This window comes from Cupriavidus sp. OV096 (genome assembly GCF_900115455.1).
Taxonomy (GTDB): Bacteria; Pseudomonadota; Gammaproteobacteria; order Burkholderiales; family Burkholderiaceae; genus Cupriavidus.
On sequence record NZ_FOWM01000018.1, the window covers coordinates 82,660 to 104,155 of the forward strand.

A 21,496-nucleotide genomic window follows, 5' to 3' on the forward strand; every position below is an offset into this window, starting at 1 on the left:
GGCGTCAGCCACGATTCTGCCAAGGCAGGCCGGGCGGCGGTGCATCCATGATGTGCAATGAATCGAAGACTTGATTGCCGGTTTGGCAATCCATGTCAATCATGGAGATCCCCCATGCCGGTCAGCGAATCAGTCAATTGCTGGAGGAAGGCCCGGGCGGCCTCGGGCAGGTTGCGCTTGGCCAGCGTCTGGATCTCGATATAGCGCTCGTTCATCTCGCGGTCGCGCAGTGGCACGGCGGCGATCAGCCCGGCGGCCAGCCGGCTGCGCACGGACACCTCGCCATAGAACGTGATCGCGCCCCCGCCTGCCGCCGCGAACGACACCAGTGAATCAAGGTAATTGCTGGAAAAGATGGTTTCGTAGTTCAGGCCCTGCCGGCTGCAACTGGTGTCCAGCAACTGGCGCAGCGAGCTGTCCGCGGGCGCCAGCGCCAGCGGGTAGGCCACCACCTGCGAGAGCGAGATCTGGCGCTGGCTGGCCAGCGGATGGTCGGGCGCCATGATGGCCAGCACCGGCGCCGGATGGCGCAGTTCCACCTCGATGCTCGGCTCGGGCAGCCCGCTCAGGGTCACGCCGATATCGGCCTCACCGTCGCGAATGCGGCGCGCCACGTCAGCCTGCGGGCAGACCTCGAGATCGAAGCGGATGCCGGTGTGCTGGGCGCGGAACGCCGCCGCGAGCGAGGGCAGGAACTCGTGCGCCAGCCCGGCCACGCTGGCCAGCCGCACCCGGCCGGCGCGCAGGCCGCGCAGGGCCTGGATGTCGCCGGTCACCCGCTCGATGTCCTGTTGCGTGCGCTTGGCGTAGGCGGCCAGCAATTCGCCCGCCGCATTGGGCACCAGCCCGCGTGCGCGGCGGTCGAACAACAGGGTGTCCAGTTCGGCCTCCAGCCGCGCCACCTGCCGGCTCACGGCGGAGGGCGCCACGTTCAGCTTCAGCGCGGCGTCCTTGACCGACCCCGTCCGCACCACTTCCAGGAAGTAGCGGACGGCGGTTTCCTGCAGGGTGCGATACGACATGGAATCTCCGGGATGACACGTGACATCAACGTCGCCAGTCTAGCGAAGATTGCCGATATGGCAATCGAATATTCGAAAGATTGCGCACACCGCAAGCATGGACCGGCTTACGATGAGATCCAACGAAGCCTGTGACGTGTCCTTTCTCTCTACCGCCGGAGCCTGTTCATGCTTTTCCCCGCCCCCCGTCTTTCGAATCGCTTTTCGCGTGGCCGTCGCCTGACGCTGGCCCCCATGGCCGGCGCCCTCGCGCTCGGCCTGGCCAGCGTGGCCGGCACCGCCGCCGCGCAGGGCGGATATCCGACCAAGCCGATCCAACTCGTGATTCCGTTCCCGCCGGGCGGATCCACTGACGTGATCGGCCGCATCGTCGGCCAGAAGCTCGGTGAACGGCTCGGCCAGACCGTGGTGGTGGACAACCGACCCGGCGCAGGCACCATCGTTGGCGCCAGTTTCGTGGCGAAGGCGGCACCTGACGGCTACACGCTGCTGGTTACCTCCGGCACCACCTTCACGGTCAACCCGGCCATCCACGCCAAGCTGCCGTACGACCCGATCAAGAGCTTCGACCCCGTGGCCCAGGTGGGCGTGACCGGGCTGATCCTGCTGGCCAACCGCGACACGCCGGCCAACAACCTCAAGGAATACGTGGCGATGGTCAAACCCTCGCCGGGCAAGTATTCCTATGGCTCGTTCGGCGCCGGCACCACGGCGCACTTCGCGGGCGAGGCGCTGCAAACCCTCACCGGCACCAAGATGCTCCACGTGCCATACAAGGGCAGCGCGCCGGCCATGACCGACCTGATCGGCGGCCAGATCCCGTTCAGCATGGACACCGTCACCGCCGCCATCCCGCAGGTGAAGGCCGGCAAGGTCAAGGCGATTGCCGTGACCACGGCCAAGCGCTCGGCCCTGCTGCCGGACGTGCCCACGGTGGCCGAGAGCGGCTACCCCGGCATGGACGCCGCCACGTGGCTCGTCATCGTCGCCCCGGCTGGCGTGCCCGCCGAGGTGAAGGCCAAGCTGGAGAAGACCCTCGGCGAAGTGGTGGCGGACCCCGCCACGCGCCAGAAGCTGATCGACAACGGCTTCGAGCCGACCTACGCCACCGGCGCGCAGGTGGCCGCGAAGATCGTCAAGGAAACGCCCCAGATGCGCGCCATCGCGCGCGCCGCCAATATCCAGGCCGAGTAACCCAACCCTGACGCCTGGCTCCGGAGACAGCATGCCCCTGCAAGACAGCCTGCCGACCTTGTCGGCAGTGGAACTGCGCCGCCTGATCGGCAACAAGGAAATCTCGCCCGTCGCACTGCTCGATGCCTGCATCGCGCGGATCGAGGCCTACAACCCGAAGATCAACGCGATTACGGCCACGGACTTCGAGCGCGCCCGCGAGCAGGCGCGCGAAGCCGAACGCGCCGTGATGCGCGGCGAGCCGCTCGGCCTGCTGCACGGCCTGCCGCTCGGCGTGAAGGATCTGGAGGCCACCGCTGGCCTGCTGACCACCTTCGGCTCGCCGCTGTATCGCGGCAATGTGCCGGCGCAGGACAACGTGCTGGTGGCCCGCCTGCGCGCCGCCGGCGCCATCGTCACGGCGAAGACCAACGTGCCCGAGATGGGCGCCGGCGCCAATTCGCGCAACGTGGTCTGGGGCGCCACCGGCAATCCGTTCAATCCGAATCTCAATGCCGGCGGGTCCTCGGGCGGCTCGGCCGCCGCGCTGGCGGCGGACTTCCTGCCGGTCTGCACCGGCTCGGACACGGGCGGCTCGCTGCGCATTCCGGCCGCCAAGTGCGGCGTGGTGGGCTTCCGGCCTTCGCCGGGGCTGGTGCCGAGTTCGCGCAAGCTGCTGGGCTGGACGCCGATCTCGGTGGTCGGCCCGATGGGCCGCACGGTGGCCGATGCCTGCCTGCAGTTGGCCGCCTCGGCCGGAATGTCGGTGACGGACCCGCTGAGTTACGAGAGCGATCCGCTTGGTTTTCTGGTGCCGGCCAACGTCGACCTGGGCTCGCTGCGCGTGGGCTACACCGAGGACTTCGGCTGCTGCGATGTGGATGACGACATCCGCCAGACCTTCCGCGCCAAGATCGCCGCGATGAAGCACCTGTTCCGCACCTGCGAGCCGGTGGCGTTCGATCTGGGCGATGTACACCGTTGCTTCGACGTGCTGCGCGCCGAGAGCTTCGTGGCCGGCATGCACGACGCCTACACGCGCGATCCGTCGAGCCTGGGGCCGAATACCCGTGCGAATTACGAGATGGGCGCGCGCATGTCGCTGGTGGACAGCGCGTGGGCACAGGCCGAGCAGACGCGCATTTTGCAGCGCTTCCAGGCCGCGTATCGGGACTATGACGTGATCCTGTCGCCGACCACGCCGGTCTCCCCGTTCCCGTGGACGCGCCTCTACGCCGACACCGTGGGCGGCCAGCCGCAGGCCAACTACTACCGCTGGCTGGCGCTGACCTATGTGGTCACGCTGACCACGCATCCGTCGATCGCGCTGCCCTGCGGCACCGACCTCGCCGGCATGCCGTTCGGGCTTCAGGTGACGGGTGGCTTCCGCGCGGACCGGCAGACGCTGGGCGTGGCGCAGGCGATGGAAACCGCCTTCGCCACCTCGCCCGCCCTGCGCCGCCCGGTGCCGGACCTGGCCGCGCTGGCCGCGCCCGAACCGGCGCTGCGCTCCATCGTTACCGATCCGCCGTTGTCCGGCGCGACGGAGCCGGCGCGGGACGTTTCGGCGGTTTGATCGACGATTGACCAGACGATTAGATCGACGCTGCCTCCGCCCGGAGGCAGTCGATCAACTGCTCCGCGCTCGGGGCCTGCCGGCGCTCGCGCAGCCGGATCAGGCCCACGGGCGGCAACGCCACCTCCACGTCCAGCGGCAGCACATGGAAGCGCCCTTCCGCCGCCAGCTGCTGCCCCACCGACCTCGCCACGAACCCTGCCGCGCCGCGCTGGGCGACGAAGGTCGTCACGGCCAGATAGGATGACGATTCCATCACATCGGCAGGCGGCTGCTGGCCGTGCCGGAAAAAGGTCTGTTCGATCTTCACGCGCAGCGAGGCCCACGGCGGCGGCAGCACGCAGGGCATGGCCGCGAGGTCGGCCCAGTCCGGCCGGGCCTTGCCGGCGAGCGGATGACCGGCGCCGACGATAGCCACCATCGGCTCGTCATAGAGCGGCTCGGTCACCAGATCCGGCGCCGCGTAGGCGGGCTCCAGCCGCCCCACGATCACATCCAGTTCGCTCAGGCGCAGGCGCGGCAGCAGGTGCGTCAGGTCGCCCTCCTCCACCAGCACCGTGGCGCGCGGGGACTGCGTCTTGAGCCGCGTGACGGCGCGCGCCAGCAGCACCGGCAGCGCCGCGCCCATCGACCCCACCCGCACCCGGCCGGCGGCGCCGCTGGCCACGGACTCGATCTCGTCGCGCGTGACCTCGTACTGCGCCAGCACCGAACGCGCGAAGCGCACCAGCGATTCCCCCGCCGGCGTGGGCTCCGTGCCGCGCGTGGAGCGCGTGAACAGCGTCATGCCCAGCATCTTCTCCACCTCGGCCAGCACCTTGGACACCGCCGGCTGGCTCACGGCCAGGAACTCGGCGGTACGGCCCAGATGGCGGAATTCGTCCAGCGCCACCAGCAGTTGCAGGTGGCGCAGCTTGATATTGGAGCGCAGCGCGCGGTCGATATGGGCCATCCGGGCAGTCTATCTAACCTTAAGGTTATGAAGCAATGCCATTTCTTGATTGGATTGTTATGACTGACATGCCCACAATGAGGGCATGGCGATGGCAAAGCACCATCGCCCAGAACGCAAACACAAAAGAGACGGAGACAACATGCCACACGGTATCCCCACCGCTTCCCTCATCGCTTCCCCTTCAGAACTGCCGACCAGTCTCGCCCGCCGCCGGCTGTTGCTGGGCGGTGCGGCCAGCGCCGTGGCGGCTGCCACCGGCCCCGCCGGGCTGATCCTGCCGAGCGGCGCCCGCGCCGCGGCGGCCTACCCCGAGCGCCCGATCAAGTTCATCTGCCCGTGGCCCGTGGGCGGCACGGCGGACCAGTCGATGCGCGCGCTGTGCCAGGTGGCAGCCGGCCTGCTCGGCCAGTCGGTGGTGGTGGAAAACCAGGCCGGCGCGTCCGGCATGATCGGCACCAAGGCGCTGGCGCGCGCCAACCCGGACGGCTACACCATCGGCCAGATCCCGATCTCCGTCACGCGCTTCTCCCAGCTTGGCATGCTGCAACTGGACCCGCGCACCGAGCTGACCTATCTGGCGCGCACCTCCGGCCAGACCTTCGGCATCGCCGTGCCGGCCAATTCCCGCTTCCACACGCTGCAGGACGTGATTGCCGCCGCCAAGGCGGACCCGGGCAAGCTGACCTATGCGCACGCCGGCATCGGCGGCGCCACGCACGTGGGCATGGAGCAGTTTGCGATGGCGGCCGGCGTCAAGTTCAACGCCATCGCCTACAAGGGCGGCTCGCAGGCGCTGCAGGACGTGCTGGCCGGTCAGGTGGACCTGCTGGCGGACTCCAGCTCGTGGGCACCGCATGTGGAGGCCGGCAAGCTGCGCCTGCTGGCCACCTGGGGCGAGCAGCGCACGCCGCGCTTCGCCAGCACGCCCACGCTCAAGGAGCTGGGCTACAACGTGGTGGTGGAGGCCCCCAACGGCATCGGCGCGCCCAAGGGCCTGCCGCCGGCTGTCGAGAAGAAGCTGCGCGAGGCCTTCCGCGCCGCCGTGGCCAGCAACGAGTTCAAGGCCGTGGCCGCTCGCATCGACGCGCCCGTGATGTACCTCGACGGACCGGACTACAAGAAGTACGTGTCCACGGTCTACGACCAGGAAACCCAGTTGATCCAGCGCCTGAAACTGAAGGAAATGCTTCAGCAGAGCTGACCTGAGCTGATCCCAACGCATTTTTGAACGGCAACGTCCATCGTGAATCCGAACCCCGTCATCCGGCTCCATGCCAACGACAACGTGCTGATCGCGCGCAGCGACCTCACGCTGGGCCAGCCCCTGCCCGACCTGGGCGTGCGCGCCCGCGCGCAGGTGCCGGCCGGCCACAAGATTGCCGCGCGCGCCATTGCCCAGGGCGAGGCCGTGCGCAAGTACGACACCGTGATCGGCGTGGCTGACCGCGACATCGCGGCCGGGGAGCACGTGCACAGCCACAACCTGCGGCTGGTGGACTTCTACCGCGACCCCGAGTTCTGCCGCGACGTGCGCCCGGTGCAGTACGTGCCCGAGGCCGAGCGCGCCACCTTCATGGGCTACGTCCGCCCGGATGGCCGGGTCGGCACGCGCAACTTCATCGGCATCCTGTCCTCGGTGAACTGTTCGGCCACGGTGATCAAGCACATTGCCGCGCACTTCACGCCGGAGCGGCTGGCGGCGTATCCCAATGTCGATGGGGTGGCCGCGTTCGCCCAGAGCAGCGGCTGCGGCATGTCCTCCCCCAGCGAGCATTTCGATGTGCTGCGCCGCACGCTGGCCGGCTACGCGCGCCATCCGAACCTGGCTGGCGTGCTGATCGTCGGGCTCGGCTGCGAGCGCAACCAGGTGGCCTCGCTGGTCGACTCGCAGGGGCTGGTGCCGGGCGAGAACCTCCACACGCTGGTGATGCAGGACACCGGCGGCACGCGCGAAACCATCGCCGCCGGCATCCGGGCGATCGAGGCCATGCTGCCGGCCGCCAATGCCGCCACGCGGCAGCCGGTGCCGGCCAGCCATCTCAAGATCGGGCTGGAATGCGGCGGATCGGACGGCTTCTCGGGCATCACCGCCAACCCGGCCCTCGGCGCGGCCATGGACATCCTGGTGCGCCACGGCGGCACGGCCATCCTCTCCGAGACCCCCGAGATCCACGGCGTGGAATACATGCTCACGCGCCGCGCCGTGACACCCGAAGTCGGCCAGAAGCTGCTTGACCGCCTCGCCTGGTGGGAGCGCTACACCGCCGGCCACAACGCCCAGTTCAACGGCGTGGTGGGCCACGGCAACCAGCAGGGCGGCCTGGCCAACATCTTCGAGAAATCGCTCGGCTCGGCCATGAAGGGCGGCACCACGCCGCTGCAGGCCGTGTACGAGTACGCCGAGCCGATCGACCAGGCCGGATTCGTGTTCATGGACTCGCCCGGCTACGACCCGGTGGCCGCCACGGGCCAGATCGCCAGCGGCGCCAACCTGATCTGCTTCACCACCGGGCGGGGGTCGATGTTCGGCTCCAAGCCGGCGCCGACGATCAAGCTGGCCTCCAACTCGCCGATGTTCCACCGGCTGGAAGAGGACATGGACATCAACTGCGGCCTCGTGCTCGACGGCGAACTGAGCGTGGCGCAGATGGGCGAGCAGATCTTCGCCCATATCCTGCGCGCCGCCTCCGGCGAAGCCACCAAGAGCGAGCTGCTGGGCCTGGGCGACCATGAATTCGTGCCCTGGCATCTCGGCATCGTCAGCTAACCCTTCATCCACCGTCCCCGCACCCATGCTTGATTCCCTCGCTCAGGCGGACCTGTTGCGTTCGCAGAACCTCGTCGGCCAGGAATGGTCCGATGCCCGCGCCGGCCAGCGGCTGGCCGTGACCAACCCGGCCACCGGCGAGGTCATCGCCAGCGTGCCGGACAGCCACGCCGCCGATGCCGCGCTGGCCGCCGACGCCGCCGCAGCCGCTTTCCCCGCCTGGAGCCGCCGCACCGCCCGGGAGCGCGCGCAGATCATCAAGCGCTGGCACGCGCTGATCCTCGCGCATGAGGCAGATCTGGCCCGCATCATCTCCGCCGAGCAGGGCAAGCCGCTGCACGAGAGCACGGGCGAGGTGCGCTACGGGGCGTCTTACGTCGAATGGTTCGCGGAGGAAGCCACGCGCATCTGCGGCGACGTGATTGCCGAGGCCGTGCCGGGCCGCAAGATGCTGGTGATCAAGGAGCCGGTGGGCGTGGTGGCCGCCATCACGCCGTGGAATTTCCCGCTGGCGATGATCGCGCGCAAGATCGCCCCGGCGCTGGCGGCCGGCTGCACCGTGGTGGCCAAGCCGGCCGAGGACACCCCGCTGACCGCGCTGGCGCTGGTCTGGCTGGCCCAGCAGGCCGGGCTGCCGGCGGGCGTGCTCAATATCGTCACGGCCTCGCGCGAGCACACGCCGGCCGTGGTGGATAGCTGGCTGGCCGATCCGCGCGTGCGCAAGATCACCTTCACCGGCTCCACGCCGGTGGGCAAGCATCTGGCCCGCGAGTCGGCCTGCACGCTCAAGAAGCTGTCGCTGGAGCTGGGCGGCAACGCGCCGTTCATCGTCTTCGACGATGCCGACCTGGACGCCGCCGTGGACGGCCTGATGGCCGCCAAGTTCCGCAACGGCGGCCAGACCTGCGTGTGCCCGAACCGCGTCTACGTGCAGGACGCCGTGCATGACGACTTCGTCGCACGGCTGGCCGCCCGCGTGCAGGCGCTGCACGTGGGCCCGGCCACCGAGCCGGCCGCGCAGATCGGCCCGATGATCAACGCCCGCGCCGTGGACAAGATCGACCGCCATGTGCAGGATGCCGTCGCCCATGGCGCGCAGGTGGTCACCGGCGGCACGCGCGTGCGCACCGCCGACGGCCCCCACTACTACGCGCCCACCGTGCTCGTGAACGCCACCCCGGCGATGGCGCTGGCCGGCGAGGAAACCTTCGGCCCGGTGGCGCCGGTGTTCCGCTTCCACGACGAGGACGAGGTGGTCCGCCACGCCAACGACACCCCGTTCGGGCTGGCCGCGTACTTCTATTCGAACGATGTGCGGCGCATCTGGCGCGTGGCGCAGGCGCTGGAAACAGGCATCGTCGGCATCAACGAGGGCGCGCTGGCGTCCGAGGCAGCACCGTTCGGCGGGGTGAAGGAATCCGGCTACGGGCGCGAGGGATCTCGCCACGGCCTGGACGACTACATGCATACTAAGTACCTCTGCCAGGGCCAGCTGCTCTGAGCACCTTGGTCCAAACCGGCCGACCCCATCAAAAGAGGAGATTCCCGATGCCCGCCCACAACCCCTTCAAGGCCGCCCTGGCCGCGCGCCAGGCCCAGATCGGCCTGTGGATGTCCGCCGCCACGCCCTACCTGGCGGAAATCACCGCCACGGCCGGTTTCGACTGGCTGCTGATCGACGGCGAGCACGCGCCCAACGACGTGCGCACCATCCTCCAGACCTTGCAGACGCTGGCGCCCTACCGCTCCCAGCCCGTGGTGCGCGCCGTGGCCGGCGAGACCGCGCTGATCAAGCAGCTGCTGGATGTGGGCGCCCGGACCCTGCTGGTGCCGATGGTCGATACCGCCGAGCAGGCGGCGGCGCTGGTGCGCGCCACGCGCTATCCGCCCTTCGGCGTGCGCGGCGTGGGCAGCGCGGTGGCACGGGTGTCGCAGTGGAGCGCCCGTACGGACTACCTCGACATCGCCGATGACGAAGTCTGCCTGCTGGTGCAGGCCGAGACTGTGGCCGCCATGCAGAATCTGGAGGCGATCTGCGCCGTCGATGGCGTGGACGGCGTGTTTATCGGCCCGGCCGACCTGGCGGCGTCCATGGGCCATCGCGGCAAGCCCGGCCACCCCGAGGTGCAGGCGCAGATCGAAGCCGCCATGCGCACCATCATCGCCAGCGGCAAGGCTGCTGGCACGCTGACGTCCGACCCCGCGCTCGCGCGCCGCTACCTGGAACTGGGCTGCACCTTCGTCGCCACCGGCGTGGACGTGCTGGTCTATGCCAACGCCGCCCGCAAGCTCGCCGCCGAGTTCCTGCCCGACACGGCCACCGCCGCCGCCACGCGCCCCGGCGCCGCCTACTGATTGCCTGATTGCTGATTGCCAGAATTCCAAGCGATGACCGCCCTGCCCTCTCCCGAAACCATCCTCGCCGCGATGCAAGACATCGTCGGCGCCTCCGGCTGCCTGACTGACGCGGCCGACACCGAGTCGTACGTCACCGACTATCGCCGCCTGTATCGCGGCAAGTCGCCCGTGGTGGTGCTGCCGTCCACGACCGAGCAGGTCAGCGCGGTCATGGCGTGGTGCTACGCCCACGAGGTGCCCGTGGTGCCGCAGGGCGGCAACACCTCGCTGATGGGCGGCGCCGTGCCGGACGACAGCGGCACCGCCGTGGTCATCAACCTGCGCCGCATGAACCGCGTGCTGGCCATCGACACGATCAACGACACCATGACCGTGCAGGCCGGCGTGACGCTGGCCGGCGCCCGCGCCGCCGCCGAGGACAGCCAGCGGCTGTTCCCGCTGCGCATCGGCTCGGAGGGCTCCTGCCAGATCGGCGGCAACCTCTCCACCAACGCCGGCGGCACGGCCGTGCTGCGCTACGGCAATATGCGCGATCTCGTGCTGGGCATGGAAGTGGTGCTGCCGGACGGGCGCGTGTTCTCGTCGCTGCGCGGGCTGCGCAAGGACAACACCGGCTACGACCTCAAGCACCTGTTCGTCGGCGCCGAGGGCACGCTGGGCATTATCACGGCCGCCGTGCTGAAGCTGATGCCGCAGCCGCGCGCGTCGGCGGTGGCCTTTATCGCCGTGGAAAGCCCGGACGCCGCCGTGAAGCTGCTCGGCGAAGCGCGCCAGATCGCCGGCCCGGCCGTGACCGCGTTCGAACTGATCTCCGCACCGGCGCTGGAGCTGGTGCTCGAGTACCTGGGCGACACCGCCTCGCCGCTGCCGGAGCGGCACGACTGGATGGTGCTGATCGAGCTGACCTCGGGCGCCGACGAGGCCGCGCTGAACGCCACGCTGATGCAGATCCTGGAAAGCGGCCTGGAGCGCGGCTGGGTCAAGGACGCCGCCGTGGCGGCGAGCGGGGCCGCCGCGCAGACCTTCTGGCGCATCCGCGAGGAAATCTCGGACGCCCAGACGCGCACCGGCGGCAGCATCAAGTGCGACGTCTCGGTGCCGCTGTCGCGCATCGCCGAATTTATCGGCAACGCCTCCGCCCGCGTGCTGGCGCTGGAACCGGCCACGCGCATGGTCATCTACGGTCACATGGGCGACGGCAACGTCCACTTCAACCCGCTCCGCCCCAAGGACCGCAGCGCCGCCGACTTCCTCGGCCAGTGGTACAAGCCCGTCTCGGACCTCGTGGACGGCCTGGCCCACGCCGAAAACGGCTCGATCTCGGCCGAACATGGCATCGGCGTGGCCAAGCGCGACGACCTGCGGCAATACAAGTCCCAGGTCGAACTCGAACTGATGTGGCAGGTGAAACGGGCGCTGGACCCGAAGAATTTGCTGAATCCGGGGCGGGTGCTGCCGGCGTTGGACAGCCCCAAATAAGGAAGGCGGGGAGCCACCCCGCCTTTTTTGCGTTACCGAGGGCGCCCAGGCGCCCTTTTTTCCGGCTTGGACCGACCTGGGCCGGCTTGCCTTAGCGCGGCTTCTTCGTGTCCTTCATGTCCTGCTTGGCGTCGCCGTACGCGGCCTGGGTGCGGCCGGCCACTTGCTGCGCCTTGCCCTTCATTTCCGTCGTGGTCTTGCCGGTCATCTTGCCGGCGACTTCCTTGGCCTTGCCCTTGGCCTCTTCCACACGGCCCTTCACTTGATCCTTGTTCATGGTGAGGTCTCCATCGGTCAGGTTGAGACAGTCCGCGCCCGGATTCCGGTATCCCGGGGGCACGGCGCTAATGGACAGTGTAGGAAGGCTGGCGCCCGGCGGGTGTAGGACTTCTTCCCAATGGGCTGTCGGCGCGGAACCCGCCTAGACGTCGTCGCTGGCGGCGGGCTGCGTGGACGGATCCGCGTCGATCCAGACCTTGGTAGACGCCCCCACGCGCGTGAGCCGCATCTGGTAGGCGTAGCGCTCCGGGTGATACAGGCCCACCAGGAACTGCACGGCCCGGCCATTGCGGTCGCTGGCCACGCGGGACACGCGCAACAGCGGCACGCCGGGTGCGATGCGCAGGATGCGGGCCACGTCCAGGTCCGCCGCCGCCGCGCCCAGCGTCTGCTCGGCGGAGACCACCTCCACGCCGTGTTGCTCCAGCGCCACGAGCATCGGGGTGTCCTGGAGGGTATGGCGATCGATGGCCACGGCGAGGTCGGCGGGCAGGAAGACCTCGGTATAGGCGATGGGATGGGTCTTGAACTTGCGCACCCGCACCACCTTGAGCACCGGCGCGCCGGGCGGCAGGCCCAGCGCCGCGCTGACCCGGGCGGGGGCGGCCATCTGGCGCCATTCGAGCACGGAAACCCGCGTGCGCAGGCTCATGCTGACGATGTTGTCGAGCAGGCCGCCGCCGTGCGACGTGCCCAGCGCGGCGCCGGGCGGGGCCTCGTGGCGCGCGGACGGCACGGTCGGCACCGTGCCCTTGCCGCGCAGCCGGGCCACCAGCCCCTCCTCCTGCAGCCGCGCCAGCGCAGACCGCACCGTCACGCGCGCCACGCCGAATTCCTCGGCCAGCAGACGTTCGCCGGGCATGGGCAGCCCGCTCTCGTAGAAGCCGGCGCGGAGGCGGTCACGCAGGATCAGGCGAACCTGCTGGAACCGGGGCAGCGTGATGTCGACATCGGGCAACATGGCAGGTGGCTTAACAATGTGGCGTAACGAACATCTCGCCACGGTACGCGCGCCGCGCCCCCTCCGCAACCTCGGCAACCTCCCCCTTATTCGTAGCGCTTGCCCATCGCCAGCATCTCGGGCGTGCCGATCACCTCGTTCAGCTCGGCAAACGTCAGCATCCTGGGCAGGTACGGCGTGGTGGTGCCGTGGGCGGCCAGGCTGCCGAGGTAGTCGCGCAGCGCGAAGCTGAGCGCCCGCGCCGTGCCGCCGGGGAAAATCACGATGCGGAAGCCGATTTCCTCGAGTTCCGCCGCCGGCAGGACCGGCGTCTTGCCGCCTTCGACCATATTGGCCAGCAGCGGCGCGCGGTGGCCGAGCCGGGCGATGGCCGTGCCCATGTCCTCGCGGCTGCGCAGGGCCTCCACGAACAGCACGTCGGCGCCGGCATCGGCGAACATCTCCGCCCGGGCCAGCGCGGGCTCCAGGCCCTCTACCGCCACGGCGTCCGTGCGGGCGACGATCAGCGTGTTGGCGTCACGGCGGGCGTCACAGGCGGCGCGGATCTTGCCGGCCATTTCCTGGGCCGAAATCAGCGTCTTGCCGTCCAGGTGGCCGCAGCGCTTGGGCGCCGCCTGGTCCTCGAACTGGATCGCCGAGGCGCCGGCGCGCTCCAGCACCCGCACGGTCTGCATCACGTTGAGCGCGTTGCCGAAGCCCGTGTCGGCATCGACGATCAGCGGCAGGTCCACCCGTTCGCGGATATTGCGCGTGACCGACGCCACGTCGTCCAGCGACAGGAAGCCGATGTCCGGCCGCCCGAAGCGCGTGTAGGCGATGCTGGCGCCGGACAGGTAGGCGGCCTGGAAGCCGGCCTGCTCCACCAGCAGCGCCGAGAAGGCGTCGTACACGCCCGGTGCGGTGACGATACCCGGCGCCTGCAGCCGTTCCTTGAGATTCATGGTGTTGCCTCCGTGAGGGACTGTCCGATTTGTCGTGCCGCGAGTTTACGCGCGAGATGTGGCACCAGGCCACCATCGCGAATCATGGCGATCAGGTGTGGCGGAATCGATTCGCAGGCGAGCACCGCGCCGGTCTCGGCCACATGCACCCGCGCGGCGTCGATATCGGCATGCACGCGCTGGCCTGGCTGCACCACGCCCGCCGCCGGGCAGATCAGCAGCGGCAGGCCGAGGTTGAAGCCATTGCGATAGAACAGGCCGGCGAACGCGGGCGCCATGACGGCGGCCACGCCCAGGTGGCGCAGCACCTCGACAGCCTGCTCGCGCGAGGATCCGGCACCGAAGTTCCGTCCGCCGATCACCACATCGCCCGGTTGCACCGCCTGCGCGAAGGTGGGATCGAGCGCTTCCAGGCAGTGTTTGGCGATCTCGCCGATGCCGTATTTCATATAGGCGCCGGGCGCCAGCAGGTCGGTGTTGACGTCATCGCCGAAGACCCAGGCGCGGCCGAAGACGGGTTTCTGGGGGGCGTTCATGCCATGACCGCGCGGGGATCGGTGATGCGGCCGGCGATGGCCGAGGCTGCCACCGTGTAGGGCGAAGCCAGATAGACCTGCGACGAGGCCGCGCCCATCCGCCCCTTGAAATTACGGGCGGTGGTGCTGATGGCCACGGAATCCTCGCCGAAGCGGTGGGCGCCGTAGCCGGCGCAGGCGCCACAGGCATTGGGCAGCAATTCGGCCCCGGCGGCCTCCAGCGCGCCGAGCGTGCCATCGGCGGCGGCCCGGGCCTGATCGGCCGCGCTGGCCGGCGCCACCAGCAGCCGCACGCCCTTGGCCACGCGCTGGCCGCGCAGCACGTGGGCCGCCATCCGCAAATCCTCGAGCTTGGCGCCGGTGCAGGCGCCGATATAGGCGATATCGACCGAGACATCGGCGAACACGCCGGCGTCATCGGCCCCGGCCGGGCTGTGCGGGCGGGAAACCTGCGGGGCCAGCGCGGCGGCGTCGAAACGGTGCTCGGCCAGGCACGGCGCGTCCGCGTCGGACTGCCACGCGGCCAGGTCGATCTGGTCAGCATCGGCCACGCCCACGCGGGCGAGCCAGTCCCGCGTAACGGCATCCGGCGCGATCAGGCCGACCTGCGCGCCCAGTTCGACGGTCATATTGGACAGCGTCATGCGCTCCTGCATCGGCAGCGCGCGTACCGCCTCGCCCGTGTATTCGACGGCCTGATACTGGCCGCCATCCATGCCGAGCTGCGTGCACATGCGCAGCATCATGTCCTTGGCCGAAACGCCCGGCTGGAGCCGGCCATGCCAATGCAGGCGGATGGTCTCCGGCACGCGCACCCAGATCTCGCCCGTGACCAGCACGCCCAGCATCTCCGTGGCGCCGATGCCGAACATGTACGCGCCGAACGCGCCGCCGGTGCACGAATGGCTGTCGCCGCCCACCGCGAACATGCCGGGGCGCAGGTAGCCCTTCTCGGGCAGCACCACGTGGCAGATGCCTTCCATGTCGTGGAAGCGCGCCACGCCGGCGGACTTCACCCAGTCCCGCGCGAGCTGGACGATGGCCCGGCTGTCCGCGTCATGGGCGGGCACGTAGTGGTCGGTCACCACCACGACCTTGTCCGGGTCCCAGACCTTGGCACCGAGCTTCTCAAGCATCGGCTTCACGCGCCGGGGACCGCCCGAGTCATGCATCATCGCCAGATCCACGCCACACGTGACGATCTCGCCCGGGGACACATGCTGGCGCCCCGTGGCGCGTGCCAGCAGCTTCTGCGCTAACGTCTGCGGCGCGATCTGCGGCGAATTTTCGGTCATTCCCACTTATTCCACCTTCGTGCCAGACGCCTGAATCACCTTGGCCCAGTGCTGGATATCGTTGCGGACAAACTGTCCAAACTGCTGCGGCGTCATGCTCACCGCCGTGGCCGCCTCGGTCTCCATGCGCTGCCGGTAGGCCGGGTCTTCCACGGCCACGCGCACGGCGCGATAGAGCTGGTCGACCGTGGCCGGCGGCAGCTTGGCCGGGCCGAACAGGCCAAACCACGCGCTCGACTCGAAGCCCTTCACCGTAGCGGCGATGGCCGGCACGCCGGGGAACTGCGGCAGCGGGTCCTTGCTGCTGACGCCGAGGATCTTGATCGCGCCGCTGCGCGCGTGCGGCAGCACGTTCACGGTGCTCGCGAACATCAGGTCCACCGTGCCGCCGAGCAGGTCGGTCAGCGCGGGATTGGTGCCCTTGTAGGGGATGTTGAGGATGTCCGTGCCGGTCTGGAGCTTGAACTGCTCGCTGGCCAGATGCAGCGACGAGCCCTGCGCGCCGATGGCGAAACTCAGCTTGCCGGGGTTGCGCTTGGCATAGTCGATCAGGCCGGCCGTGGTGTCGAACGGCGCGTTCTTGCGCGCCACCAGCACGCTGGGCACCCGCGCCACCATGGTGATGGGTGTGAAGTCACGCACGGCATCGAACGGCAGGTTCTTGTAGAGCGAGGCGTTGATCGTGTGGCCGGTGAAGCTCATCAGCAGCGTGCTGCCGTCCGGCGTGCTGCGCGCCACGTACTGCGCCGCGATATTGCCGCCCGCGCCGGGCCGGTTGTCCACCACCACGGTGCGATGGAGCGAGTCCCCCATCGAGCGGGCGATCAGCCGGGCCAGCGCGTCGGTGGTGCCGCCCGCCGGGCTGCCCACGACGATGGTGATGGGCTTGTCCTGCGCCATGGCCAGCGGGGACGCGGTCATCGCCACGGTGGCCACTGCGGCCACGGCGCAATGGCCGAGGAATCGGGCGAGGAATTGTCGTCGATTGGGGTGCACGTCCTGTCTCCGGTGGGTATCGGTGTTATGGAGACTGACTCTAGGGGAGCGGCCGGGGCGGTTCAATGGGACCAGCTGGTCCTATCGGCAGGACCGGCTGTTCCGCTCGAAGTTCCGGGCGGGGTGGCACGCAATCTGCACATGGCGGAGACCTGGCCCGAATGGGCTCACTCACCTGGGAGATTCCATGCTTCATGGCGACGTGCAGGACAAGCACCAGAAAATGCACCGTTTGCGCGCCAAGCCGCGCCGGGTCTGGACCCATCCGCTGATCCTCGGCGGCATCGCGCTGATGCTGGCGGCCTACATCGCCACGTACTGGTAGGGCCGGGTAAGCCTTACAACGTTGGGTAACGGCTACCGCTCATTGGGCCGCGCACCGCGGGCATTGGCGAGCGGGTCGAGGGTCCAGTAGCGCTCCGGCACGCTGATATCGGCCAGTTGCTGGGCATTGAACAGCCGCAACTGGCTCTCGTAGGCTTCCACGGCCTGCGACTTGCGGAGTTGCTGCTGGGACACCGGCAGGTGCACGGGCGCGGCAACCAGGCCCTCCTGCCACCATCCCGCCAGGCGGCTCTGCACCGCGCCGGGCATGCAGCGGTGGATCGCGTCTTCATAGAACAACCACTGCTGGGGGGCGGGGATCAGCGTCTCGGCGTCGCCGGCGGCCAGCGCCGACTGGTCTACCGCTACGGCCTCGCGCAGCAGCATGCAGGCGGCGTTCACGAGGACGTGGTCGGGGTGATACACGCCCATCGGCGCGACGATGGTGGCGCGCTGCTGCAAGGACAGCAGGCGGCCAAGGCGCACGGCGATGTCCACCGCGCTGCGCCGCTCGCCGTACTGGCCATCGAGAAAGTCCAGCCAGACCGGCTCGGCACCCAGTCGCCGCAAGGCACGCCCATCCTCCTGCCGCCGCGCTCGCACGGCCTGGGCGCCGCTGGTGAACCCGGCGGCGAGGTCCCATTCCGGCGCATCAAGTGTTGCAGCAGGCTCGCCGGCAAAGACGGTCACGACCAGTGCCGCTGGGCACGCGGCGATCAGGTTGCCGCAACTGAACACGGCATCGTCCAGGTGCGGCGAAATCACGATGATCGAGGCAGGAATGTCCATGGTGTCAGGGCTACGCGCTGTCCGTTCTCGGCTGCGGCGGCCCAGTCCGCATCTCCATCCACGCGTACAGCGCGGAGGCGAAGACCATCGGGATCAGGTAATACAGCGCGCGGTAGACGATCAGCGCCGCCAGCAGCGTGTGCTGGGGCACCTGATTGCCCAGCAGCAGCACGAACACCGTCTCCAGCACGCCGAGGCCGGCGGGAATATGCGCCAGCGCGCCCGCCACGCTGCCAATCAGCAGCACGCTCAGCACTGCCGCCAGGTTGACCTCCTTCGGCAGCAACAGGTTGATGATGGCGGCGAGCGTGATCCAGTTGGTGATCGACAGCGCGCTTTGCAGCAGGGCGAAGCGTAGGCTGGGCAGGCTGAACACGTGCCCGCGAATCTTGATGCGGCGCCGCGTAGCCTTCGCGCAGGCCAGCCAGTACGCCAGCCCGGCGAGGAACATCAGCACGCCCAGGCCACGCAGCGCCAGTTCGCTGATGCCCCAGGCGGGCGGCAGCCCCGGCGGATACAGGCTGAAGACGACGCCGGCGATCAGCATGTAGCCAGTCCAGTTCGTGACGATGGCGATGGTGTAGACGCCAGCGACCTGCGAGCCGCTGACCTCGGCCTTCGAATAGAGCCGCAGCCGCACCCCGAGACCGCCCACCACGGCGCCGATATTGAGGTTGAAGATGTAGGCGATGAACGCGGTCAGCATCACGCGCACCGTCGACAGGTGGTGACGCGTGTAGTGGCGGCCGAGCAGGTCGAACGAGGCGTGGAGCAGGAAGCTCACGCACGCCAGCCCGGCGGCTGGCAGCAGCGTACGGGCATCGTAGCCCTTCAGCGACTGCCACACCTTGGTCCAGTCAATGCCGCCCAGCGCGCGGAAGATCAGCACCGCCACCAGCACGACGAAGGCCACGCCGGCCACCCGTTTGACGGCTTTCCAGGGAATGCGCCGGCGCGCCTTGGCGATCATCGTCATGGGCAATCCTGTTCGCGCGGGGGCGTGGGCACGCCGGCTTGCCAGCCGGACGGGGGCGCGTCCAGCGTCGGCGTGAGCAGCTTGGGCGTATGCGCCGGCAGCCACCCCGCCCACGCCGGGAAGCGCCGCAGCGCGTGGAAGACCAGCGCCGTGGCCAGGCCCTGCCAGCGCGGGCGGATGCCGTCTGGCGTGGCGGGCACTTCCTGGCAACTACTTTCCATGCGCGTGCGCAGGTTTTGCTTCAACGCGGCGGCGAAGGCCGCGTCGCGGATCACGAGGTTGGCTTCGAGGTTCAGGAACAGGCTCAGCGGGTCCAGATTGCTCGACCCAACCGTCGCCCAGTCGTCATCGACCACGGCAACCTTGCCATGCAAGGGCCGCTCGCAGTATTCGAAAATGCGCACGCCGGCCTCGCGCAGGTGGGCGTAGAGCATGTCCACGGTGCGCTTGACCCACATCATGTCCGGGTTGCCCTGAACGATCAGCTGCACGTCCACGCCGCGCCGGGCGGCATCGCAGATCGCCTGGAGCAGGCGGTAACCGGGCAGGAAATAGGCGTTGGCGATGATCAGCTCGCGCTCCGCACCACGGATGGCCAGCAGGTATTGGCGCTCGATGTCGCGGCGGTGCCGGTCGTTGTCACGCGTGACGAGGAGCGCGGTGCCGGGGCCAGCGGGCGCGCCAGCCTCGCTCATCCGGCGTACCGGACGCCGGGGCGGCGCCTTTGGGCCGGGTGAGCTGGCGTGGATGGCGTCCAGCAGGAACTCGTGGATTTCACGCGCGGCGGGGCCTTGCACCTCGACCGCATAGTCCTGCTTGGCCAGCGGGCCGGAATCGATCAGGTGCTGGACCGAGACGTTGATGCCGCCGACAAAGGCCACGCTGGCATCCACGGCGACCAGCTTGCGGTGCAGGCGCCGGAACAGGTTGGTACGCATGCCAACCAACCTCCGGCGGGGCGAGAACAGATGGACGACCACGCCGGCCTCCACCAGTCCGCCCAGGAATGCGGGCGACAGATCGGCCGAGCCGAAGCCGTCGACCGTCAGCGCCACGCTGATGCCCCGGCGCGCCGCCGCGATCAGCGCGTCGCGCAGCGGCTGGCCGACCTCGTCATCGAACAAGATGAAGGTCTCCAGCAGCACGCTTTGCTGCGCGCCTTCGATGGCCGCCAGTACCCTCGGGAAGTATTCTTCCCCGTTTTCGAGTAGGCGGAACTGATTTCCGGTTGTCCATGTGGGGCCCATCTCAGGCACCAAGCACGAACGGTGCCTGCGGGCGACGGGCCGCGCCGGGCCTTGCGGAACAAGGCGCTGGCACGGGAAAGTGGCAAGAACGTTGCAGCGATTACCGGGTGGGGCTACCTGTGGCTGCAATTGAGCGCTGGAGCGGACGTCACTTTTCGAGATCGACGTGCAGGTAGGCTAGAAGGCGTTCGGGCGCGGGCGGAGGGTTGTCGATACGGCGTCCCAGAGGGCCAACGCCTGCGCCTCGGTGAAGGCGGCTGGCGTTGACGGATCTTCACGCGAGGCAGGTCCACGATTGCGCATCGTCAGCGCGAAGTAAGGCGTGTCCGGGCTGCCGTCCGTCGCGCCGATCTCCAGCCGGAACAGATGTTCCTGCTCCCCTGCCGTGCCCGTCGGCCTGCCGATCAGCCATTCCTCGCCCAGTTCCATGGGCAGCCTGACGACGCCCTTCCGCAGGGTGCGCCAGCCGTCCGGTGCACCCGTGGCCGCATCGAACCCGTCTCGCTCAAGCAGCGACGGGGCTTCATGCAGGCTGGAATGCGTGAGGATGTGGAACGAGACGCCGGGGTAGGACGGCAGATCGAAGCGCACATCGACATACTCGTACGGCCTGGATTTGCCCAGCAGATAGCCGCCGGGAATGCAGAGCGCGGGCTTCGTCGGAACACTGCCGGCGGGGAGACCTCGAAAGCTGTCCAGCATGTTCAGCACTTCAAAGCGGCGCTGGGGAACGTTGTTCTTGACCGTCACGTTGCCAACGAGCGGGTTGGCGGACTGGTCCGGGTCGGTGAAATCCCAGGCCTCGCGCTGGATCTGGATGCGGACGCCGTTCTCCCAGCGATAGCCTTCCAGCGTCCGCCTGGCCGGATCGGCGTCTACCGCGCCTCGGTGCATGAAGTAGCCTGGCTGCCCGTCTGGCGACGTCGTGTTCGCGTACAGGAAGGGATCGGCATCGACGCTCTTCACGGCCTTGAGTTCGGCGCCGCGCTTGGCGATCTCTGCCTGAAAGGCGTCGATGGCCATGGCTTGCGTGGAGATCATGATGCCGCGAATCTTCGTCGTGCCGCGCGTCGTCATGCCCGGCGGCATCTCCAGCAGGTAGCGTCCGACGCAATGGGGAATGAGCTTGTGGGTCAGCGCATCCACGGCCTGTTGTTCCGGCATGGACATCGTGGGGGCCTTGCCACAGGCCCCGAGCGCCAGGGTGGCGCAGAGTGTGAGGGCTGCTGCGGCGCGCGCTTTCACATGCACTCCACCGTCAGAAGGCATTCGGTCGGGGCCGCAGGGTTCGGGAGATGGCGTCCCAGACCGCGAGGGCCTCGGCGTCCGTCAGCGATGCACGTTCGAGCGGACGATAGTCCGGAAGCGGATTCGCTGTATCCATTTCGAGCCGTACGAAAGGTGCCAACACATCGTCCGCGAGGGCGTTCCCTTCCAGGGTGAAGAGATGCCCATGCACTTCCGTGGTGGGTCTTGGGCCTGCCAACAGCCATTCCTCGGCGTCAACGCCGGTCAAAGCGACCTTCCCTTTACGCACCGTTCGTCCGCCCTTGATCTGCGACAACGCCTCCTCGATCTGCCGATGCCGCTGCAATAGCGAACCTACTGCAGCGAGACCTGAATCCGTCACAAGTGTGAAGTCGACATCCTCGTGGCTTGCAAGAGTGAAAATCCCAGTCACGCGCTCACCTTCTCGCGCCTTGCCCAGAATCAGACCGTACGGCAGGCACAATCCCGGCTCCGTTGGAATCTCGTTCTCGGCGCGGCCGCGAAAGTTCGTAAGCAGTTCAAAGACATGGTTGGCCTTCGGGGGAACATCGTT

General features: G+C 68.7%; 21 protein-coding genes. 8 read left to right on the forward strand and 13 right to left on the reverse strand.

Annotated elements, in window-relative coordinates; genetic code table 11:
• Nucleotides 1-95 precede the first annotated feature (95 nt).
• Complete coding sequence (locus BM115_RS26020; protein WP_092301484.1) at nt 96-1,022, reverse strand: LysR family transcriptional regulator; 927 nt, start codon at nt 1,020-1,022, stop codon at nt 96-98.
• 234 nt (nt 1,023-1,256) lie between these two features.
• Between BM115_RS26020 and BM115_RS26025 the strand changes: the two genes are divergently transcribed.
• Nucleotides 1,257-2,216: a Bug family tripartite tricarboxylate transporter substrate binding protein gene (locus BM115_RS26025; protein WP_092301487.1), complete on the forward strand. Its 960-nt coding sequence runs from the start codon at nt 1,257-1,259 to the stop codon at nt 2,214-2,216.
• Between the two features lie 31 nt (nt 2,217-2,247).
• Nucleotides 2,248-3,771, forward strand: a complete 1,524-nt coding sequence (locus BM115_RS26030; protein WP_092301490.1) for an amidase — start codon at nt 2,248-2,250, stop codon at nt 3,769-3,771.
• A 19-nt stretch (nt 3,772-3,790) separates the two neighbouring features.
• Here the strand turns inward: BM115_RS26030 and BM115_RS26035 are convergent, their stop codons facing one another.
• The gene (locus BM115_RS26035; protein WP_092301494.1) at nt 3,791-4,723 is read right to left on the reverse strand and encodes a LysR substrate-binding domain-containing protein; all 933 of its coding nucleotides are present in this window, start codon (nt 4,721-4,723) and stop codon (nt 3,791-3,793) included.
• Between the two features lie 142 nt (nt 4,724-4,865).
• On the opposite strand from BM115_RS26035, the gene BM115_RS26040 reads away from it, so the two are divergent.
• The 5 genes from BM115_RS26040 to BM115_RS26060 are packed head-to-tail and all read left to right on the forward strand — an operon-like array spanning nt 4,866 to nt 11,330.
• Nucleotides 4,866-5,927, forward strand: coding sequence for a tripartite tricarboxylate transporter substrate binding protein (locus tag BM115_RS26040; protein ID WP_092301497.1), 1,062 nt, complete (start codon nt 4,866-4,868; stop codon nt 5,925-5,927).
• 42 nt (nt 5,928-5,969) lie between these two features.
• Nucleotides 5,970-7,493, forward strand: a complete 1,524-nt coding sequence (locus tag BM115_RS26045) for a UxaA family hydrolase (protein ID WP_092301500.1) — start codon at nt 5,970-5,972, stop codon at nt 7,491-7,493.
• A gap of 25 nt (nt 7,494-7,518) precedes the next feature.
• On the forward strand, nt 7,519-8,994 hold the full coding sequence (locus BM115_RS26050) for an NAD-dependent succinate-semialdehyde dehydrogenase (RefSeq protein WP_092301503.1): 1,476 nt from the start codon (nt 7,519-7,521) through the stop codon (nt 8,992-8,994).
• 47 nt (nt 8,995-9,041) lie between these two features.
• Nucleotides 9,042-9,848, forward strand: a complete 807-nt coding sequence (gene hpaI / locus BM115_RS26055; protein WP_092301506.1) for a 4-hydroxy-2-oxoheptanedioate aldolase — start codon at nt 9,042-9,044, stop codon at nt 9,846-9,848.
• A 33-nt stretch (nt 9,849-9,881) separates the two neighbouring features.
• Nucleotides 9,882-11,330: an FAD-binding oxidoreductase gene (locus BM115_RS26060; RefSeq protein ID WP_092301509.1), complete on the forward strand. Its 1,449-nt coding sequence runs from the start codon at nt 9,882-9,884 to the stop codon at nt 11,328-11,330.
• Nucleotides 11,331-11,421: 91 nt separating this feature from the next.
• Here BM115_RS26060 and BM115_RS26065 read toward each other — a convergent pair whose 3' ends face one another.
• The 6 genes from BM115_RS26065 to BM115_RS26090 all read right to left on the reverse strand — a co-directional run bounded on the left by BM115_RS26065 (nt 11,422) and on the right by BM115_RS26090 (nt 16,263).
• Complete coding sequence (locus tag BM115_RS26065) at nt 11,422-11,607, reverse strand: CsbD family protein (protein ID WP_092301512.1); 186 nt, start codon at nt 11,605-11,607, stop codon at nt 11,422-11,424.
• A gap of 144 nt (nt 11,608-11,751) precedes the next feature.
• Nucleotides 11,752-12,570 carry a GntR family transcriptional regulator gene (locus tag BM115_RS26070; RefSeq protein WP_092301515.1) on the reverse strand — a complete coding sequence of 273 codons (819 nt, stop codon included), beginning with the start codon at nt 12,568-12,570 and terminating at the stop codon, nt 11,752-11,754.
• Nucleotides 12,571-12,656: 86 nt separating this feature from the next.
• Nucleotides 12,657-13,511: an isocitrate lyase/PEP mutase family protein gene (locus tag BM115_RS26075; protein ID WP_092301518.1), complete on the reverse strand. Its 855-nt coding sequence runs from the start codon at nt 13,509-13,511 to the stop codon at nt 12,657-12,659.
• Nucleotides 13,508-14,047, reverse strand: coding sequence for a LeuD/DmdB family oxidoreductase small subunit (locus tag BM115_RS26080; RefSeq protein ID WP_092301521.1), 540 nt, complete (start codon nt 14,045-14,047; stop codon nt 13,508-13,510). Before BM115_RS26080 ends, BM115_RS26075 begins: the two co-directional genes overlap by 4 nt.
• A complete protein-coding gene (locus BM115_RS26085; RefSeq protein WP_177220019.1) occupies nt 14,044-15,342 on the reverse strand; it encodes a 3-isopropylmalate dehydratase large subunit in 1,299 nt (432 codons plus the stop codon). The genes BM115_RS26080 and BM115_RS26085 overlap by 4 nt, the downstream gene beginning before the upstream one ends.
• 6 nt (nt 15,343-15,348) lie before the next feature.
• Entirely contained in the window at nt 15,349-16,263 is a 915-nt protein-coding gene (locus tag BM115_RS26090; RefSeq protein ID WP_092301578.1) for a tripartite tricarboxylate transporter substrate binding protein, read from the reverse strand.
• A gap of 262 nt (nt 16,264-16,525) precedes the next feature.
• Between BM115_RS26090 and BM115_RS27370 the strand changes: the two genes are divergently transcribed.
• Complete coding sequence (locus BM115_RS27370) at nt 16,526-16,663, forward strand: hypothetical protein (protein ID WP_177220020.1); 138 nt, start codon at nt 16,526-16,528, stop codon at nt 16,661-16,663.
• Between the two features lie 32 nt (nt 16,664-16,695).
• Here the strand turns inward: BM115_RS27370 and BM115_RS26095 are convergent, their stop codons facing one another.
• The 5 genes from BM115_RS26095 to BM115_RS27375 form a co-directional block, all read right to left on the reverse strand.
• Nucleotides 16,696-17,451, reverse strand: a complete 756-nt coding sequence (locus BM115_RS26095) for a PIG-L deacetylase family protein (protein WP_092301524.1) — start codon at nt 17,449-17,451, stop codon at nt 16,696-16,698.
• 10 nt (nt 17,452-17,461) lie between these two features.
• Nucleotides 17,462-18,427 (reverse strand): lysylphosphatidylglycerol synthase domain-containing protein, encoded by a 966-nt coding sequence (locus tag BM115_RS26100; RefSeq protein WP_092301527.1) that lies wholly within the window; start codon nt 18,425-18,427, stop codon nt 17,462-17,464.
• Nucleotides 18,424-19,674: a cardiolipin synthase ClsB gene (clsB, locus tag BM115_RS26105; RefSeq protein WP_092301530.1), complete on the reverse strand. Its 1,251-nt coding sequence runs from the start codon at nt 19,672-19,674 to the stop codon at nt 18,424-18,426. Before clsB ends, BM115_RS26100 begins: the two co-directional genes overlap by 4 nt.
• 177 nt (nt 19,675-19,851) lie before the next feature.
• Complete coding sequence (locus BM115_RS26110; RefSeq protein ID WP_143093945.1) at nt 19,852-20,919, reverse strand: T6SS immunity protein Tli4 family protein; 1,068 nt, start codon at nt 20,917-20,919, stop codon at nt 19,852-19,854.
• A gap of 13 nt (nt 20,920-20,932) precedes the next feature.
• Nucleotides 20,933-21,496, reverse strand: a 564-nt coding sequence (locus tag BM115_RS27375) for a T6SS immunity protein Tli4 family protein (protein WP_255370998.1), incomplete at its 5' end; no start/stop codon positions are given.

Bases quoted from the DNA above. Each gene is read 5' to 3' on its own strand.
- hpaI (WP_092301506.1), top strand. From the start codon at position 9,042: ATGCCCGCCCACAACCCCTTCAAGGCCGCCCTGGCCGCGCGCCAGGCC.
- BM115_RS26095 (WP_092301524.1), bottom strand. From the start codon at position 17,451: ATGGACATTCCTGCCTCGATCATCGTGATTTCGCCGCACCTGGACGAT.
- BM115_RS26050 (WP_092301503.1), top strand. From the start codon at position 7,519: ATGCTTGATTCCCTCGCTCAGGCGGACCTGTTGCGTTCGCAGAACCTC.
- BM115_RS26025 (WP_092301487.1), top strand. From the start codon at position 1,257: ATGGCCGGCGCCCTCGCGCTCGGCCTGGCCAGCGTGGCCGGCACCGCC.
- BM115_RS26090 (WP_092301578.1), bottom strand. From the start codon at position 16,263: ATGACCGCGTCCCCGCTGGCCATGGCGCAGGACAAGCCCATCACCATC.
- clsB (WP_092301530.1), bottom strand. From the start codon at position 19,674: ATGGGCCCCACATGGACAACCGGAAATCAGTTCCGCCTACTCGAAAAC.
- BM115_RS26075 (WP_092301518.1), bottom strand. From the start codon at position 13,511: ATGAATCTCAAGGAACGGCTGCAGGCGCCGGGTATCGTCACCGCACCG.
- BM115_RS26100 (WP_092301527.1), bottom strand. From the start codon at position 18,427: ATGACGATGATCGCCAAGGCGCGCCGGCGCATTCCCTGGAAAGCCGTC.
- BM115_RS26085 (WP_177220019.1), bottom strand. From the start codon at position 15,342: ATGACCGAAAATTCGCCGCAGATCGCGCCGCAGACGTTAGCGCAGAAG.
- BM115_RS26070 (WP_092301515.1), bottom strand. From the start codon at position 12,570: ATGTTGCCCGATGTCGACATCACGCTGCCCCGGTTCCAGCAGGTTCGC.
- BM115_RS26060 (WP_092301509.1), top strand. From the start codon at position 9,882: ATGACCGCCCTGCCCTCTCCCGAAACCATCCTCGCCGCGATGCAAGAC.
- BM115_RS26035 (WP_092301494.1), bottom strand. From the start codon at position 4,723: ATGGCCCATATCGACCGCGCGCTGCGCTCCAATATCAAGCTGCGCCAC.
- BM115_RS27370 (WP_177220020.1), top strand. From the start codon at position 16,526: ATGCTTCATGGCGACGTGCAGGACAAGCACCAGAAAATGCACCGTTTG.
- BM115_RS26030 (WP_092301490.1), top strand. From the start codon at position 2,248: ATGCCCCTGCAAGACAGCCTGCCGACCTTGTCGGCAGTGGAACTGCGC.
- BM115_RS26065 (WP_092301512.1), bottom strand. From the start codon at position 11,607: ATGAACAAGGATCAAGTGAAGGGCCGTGTGGAAGAGGCCAAGGGCAAG.
- BM115_RS26080 (WP_092301521.1), bottom strand. From the start codon at position 14,047: ATGAACGCCCCCCAGAAACCCGTCTTCGGCCGCGCCTGGGTCTTCGGC.
- BM115_RS26020 (WP_092301484.1), bottom strand. From the start codon at position 1,022: ATGTCGTATCGCACCCTGCAGGAAACCGCCGTCCGCTACTTCCTGGAA.
- BM115_RS26040 (WP_092301497.1), top strand. From the start codon at position 4,866: ATGCCACACGGTATCCCCACCGCTTCCCTCATCGCTTCCCCTTCAGAA.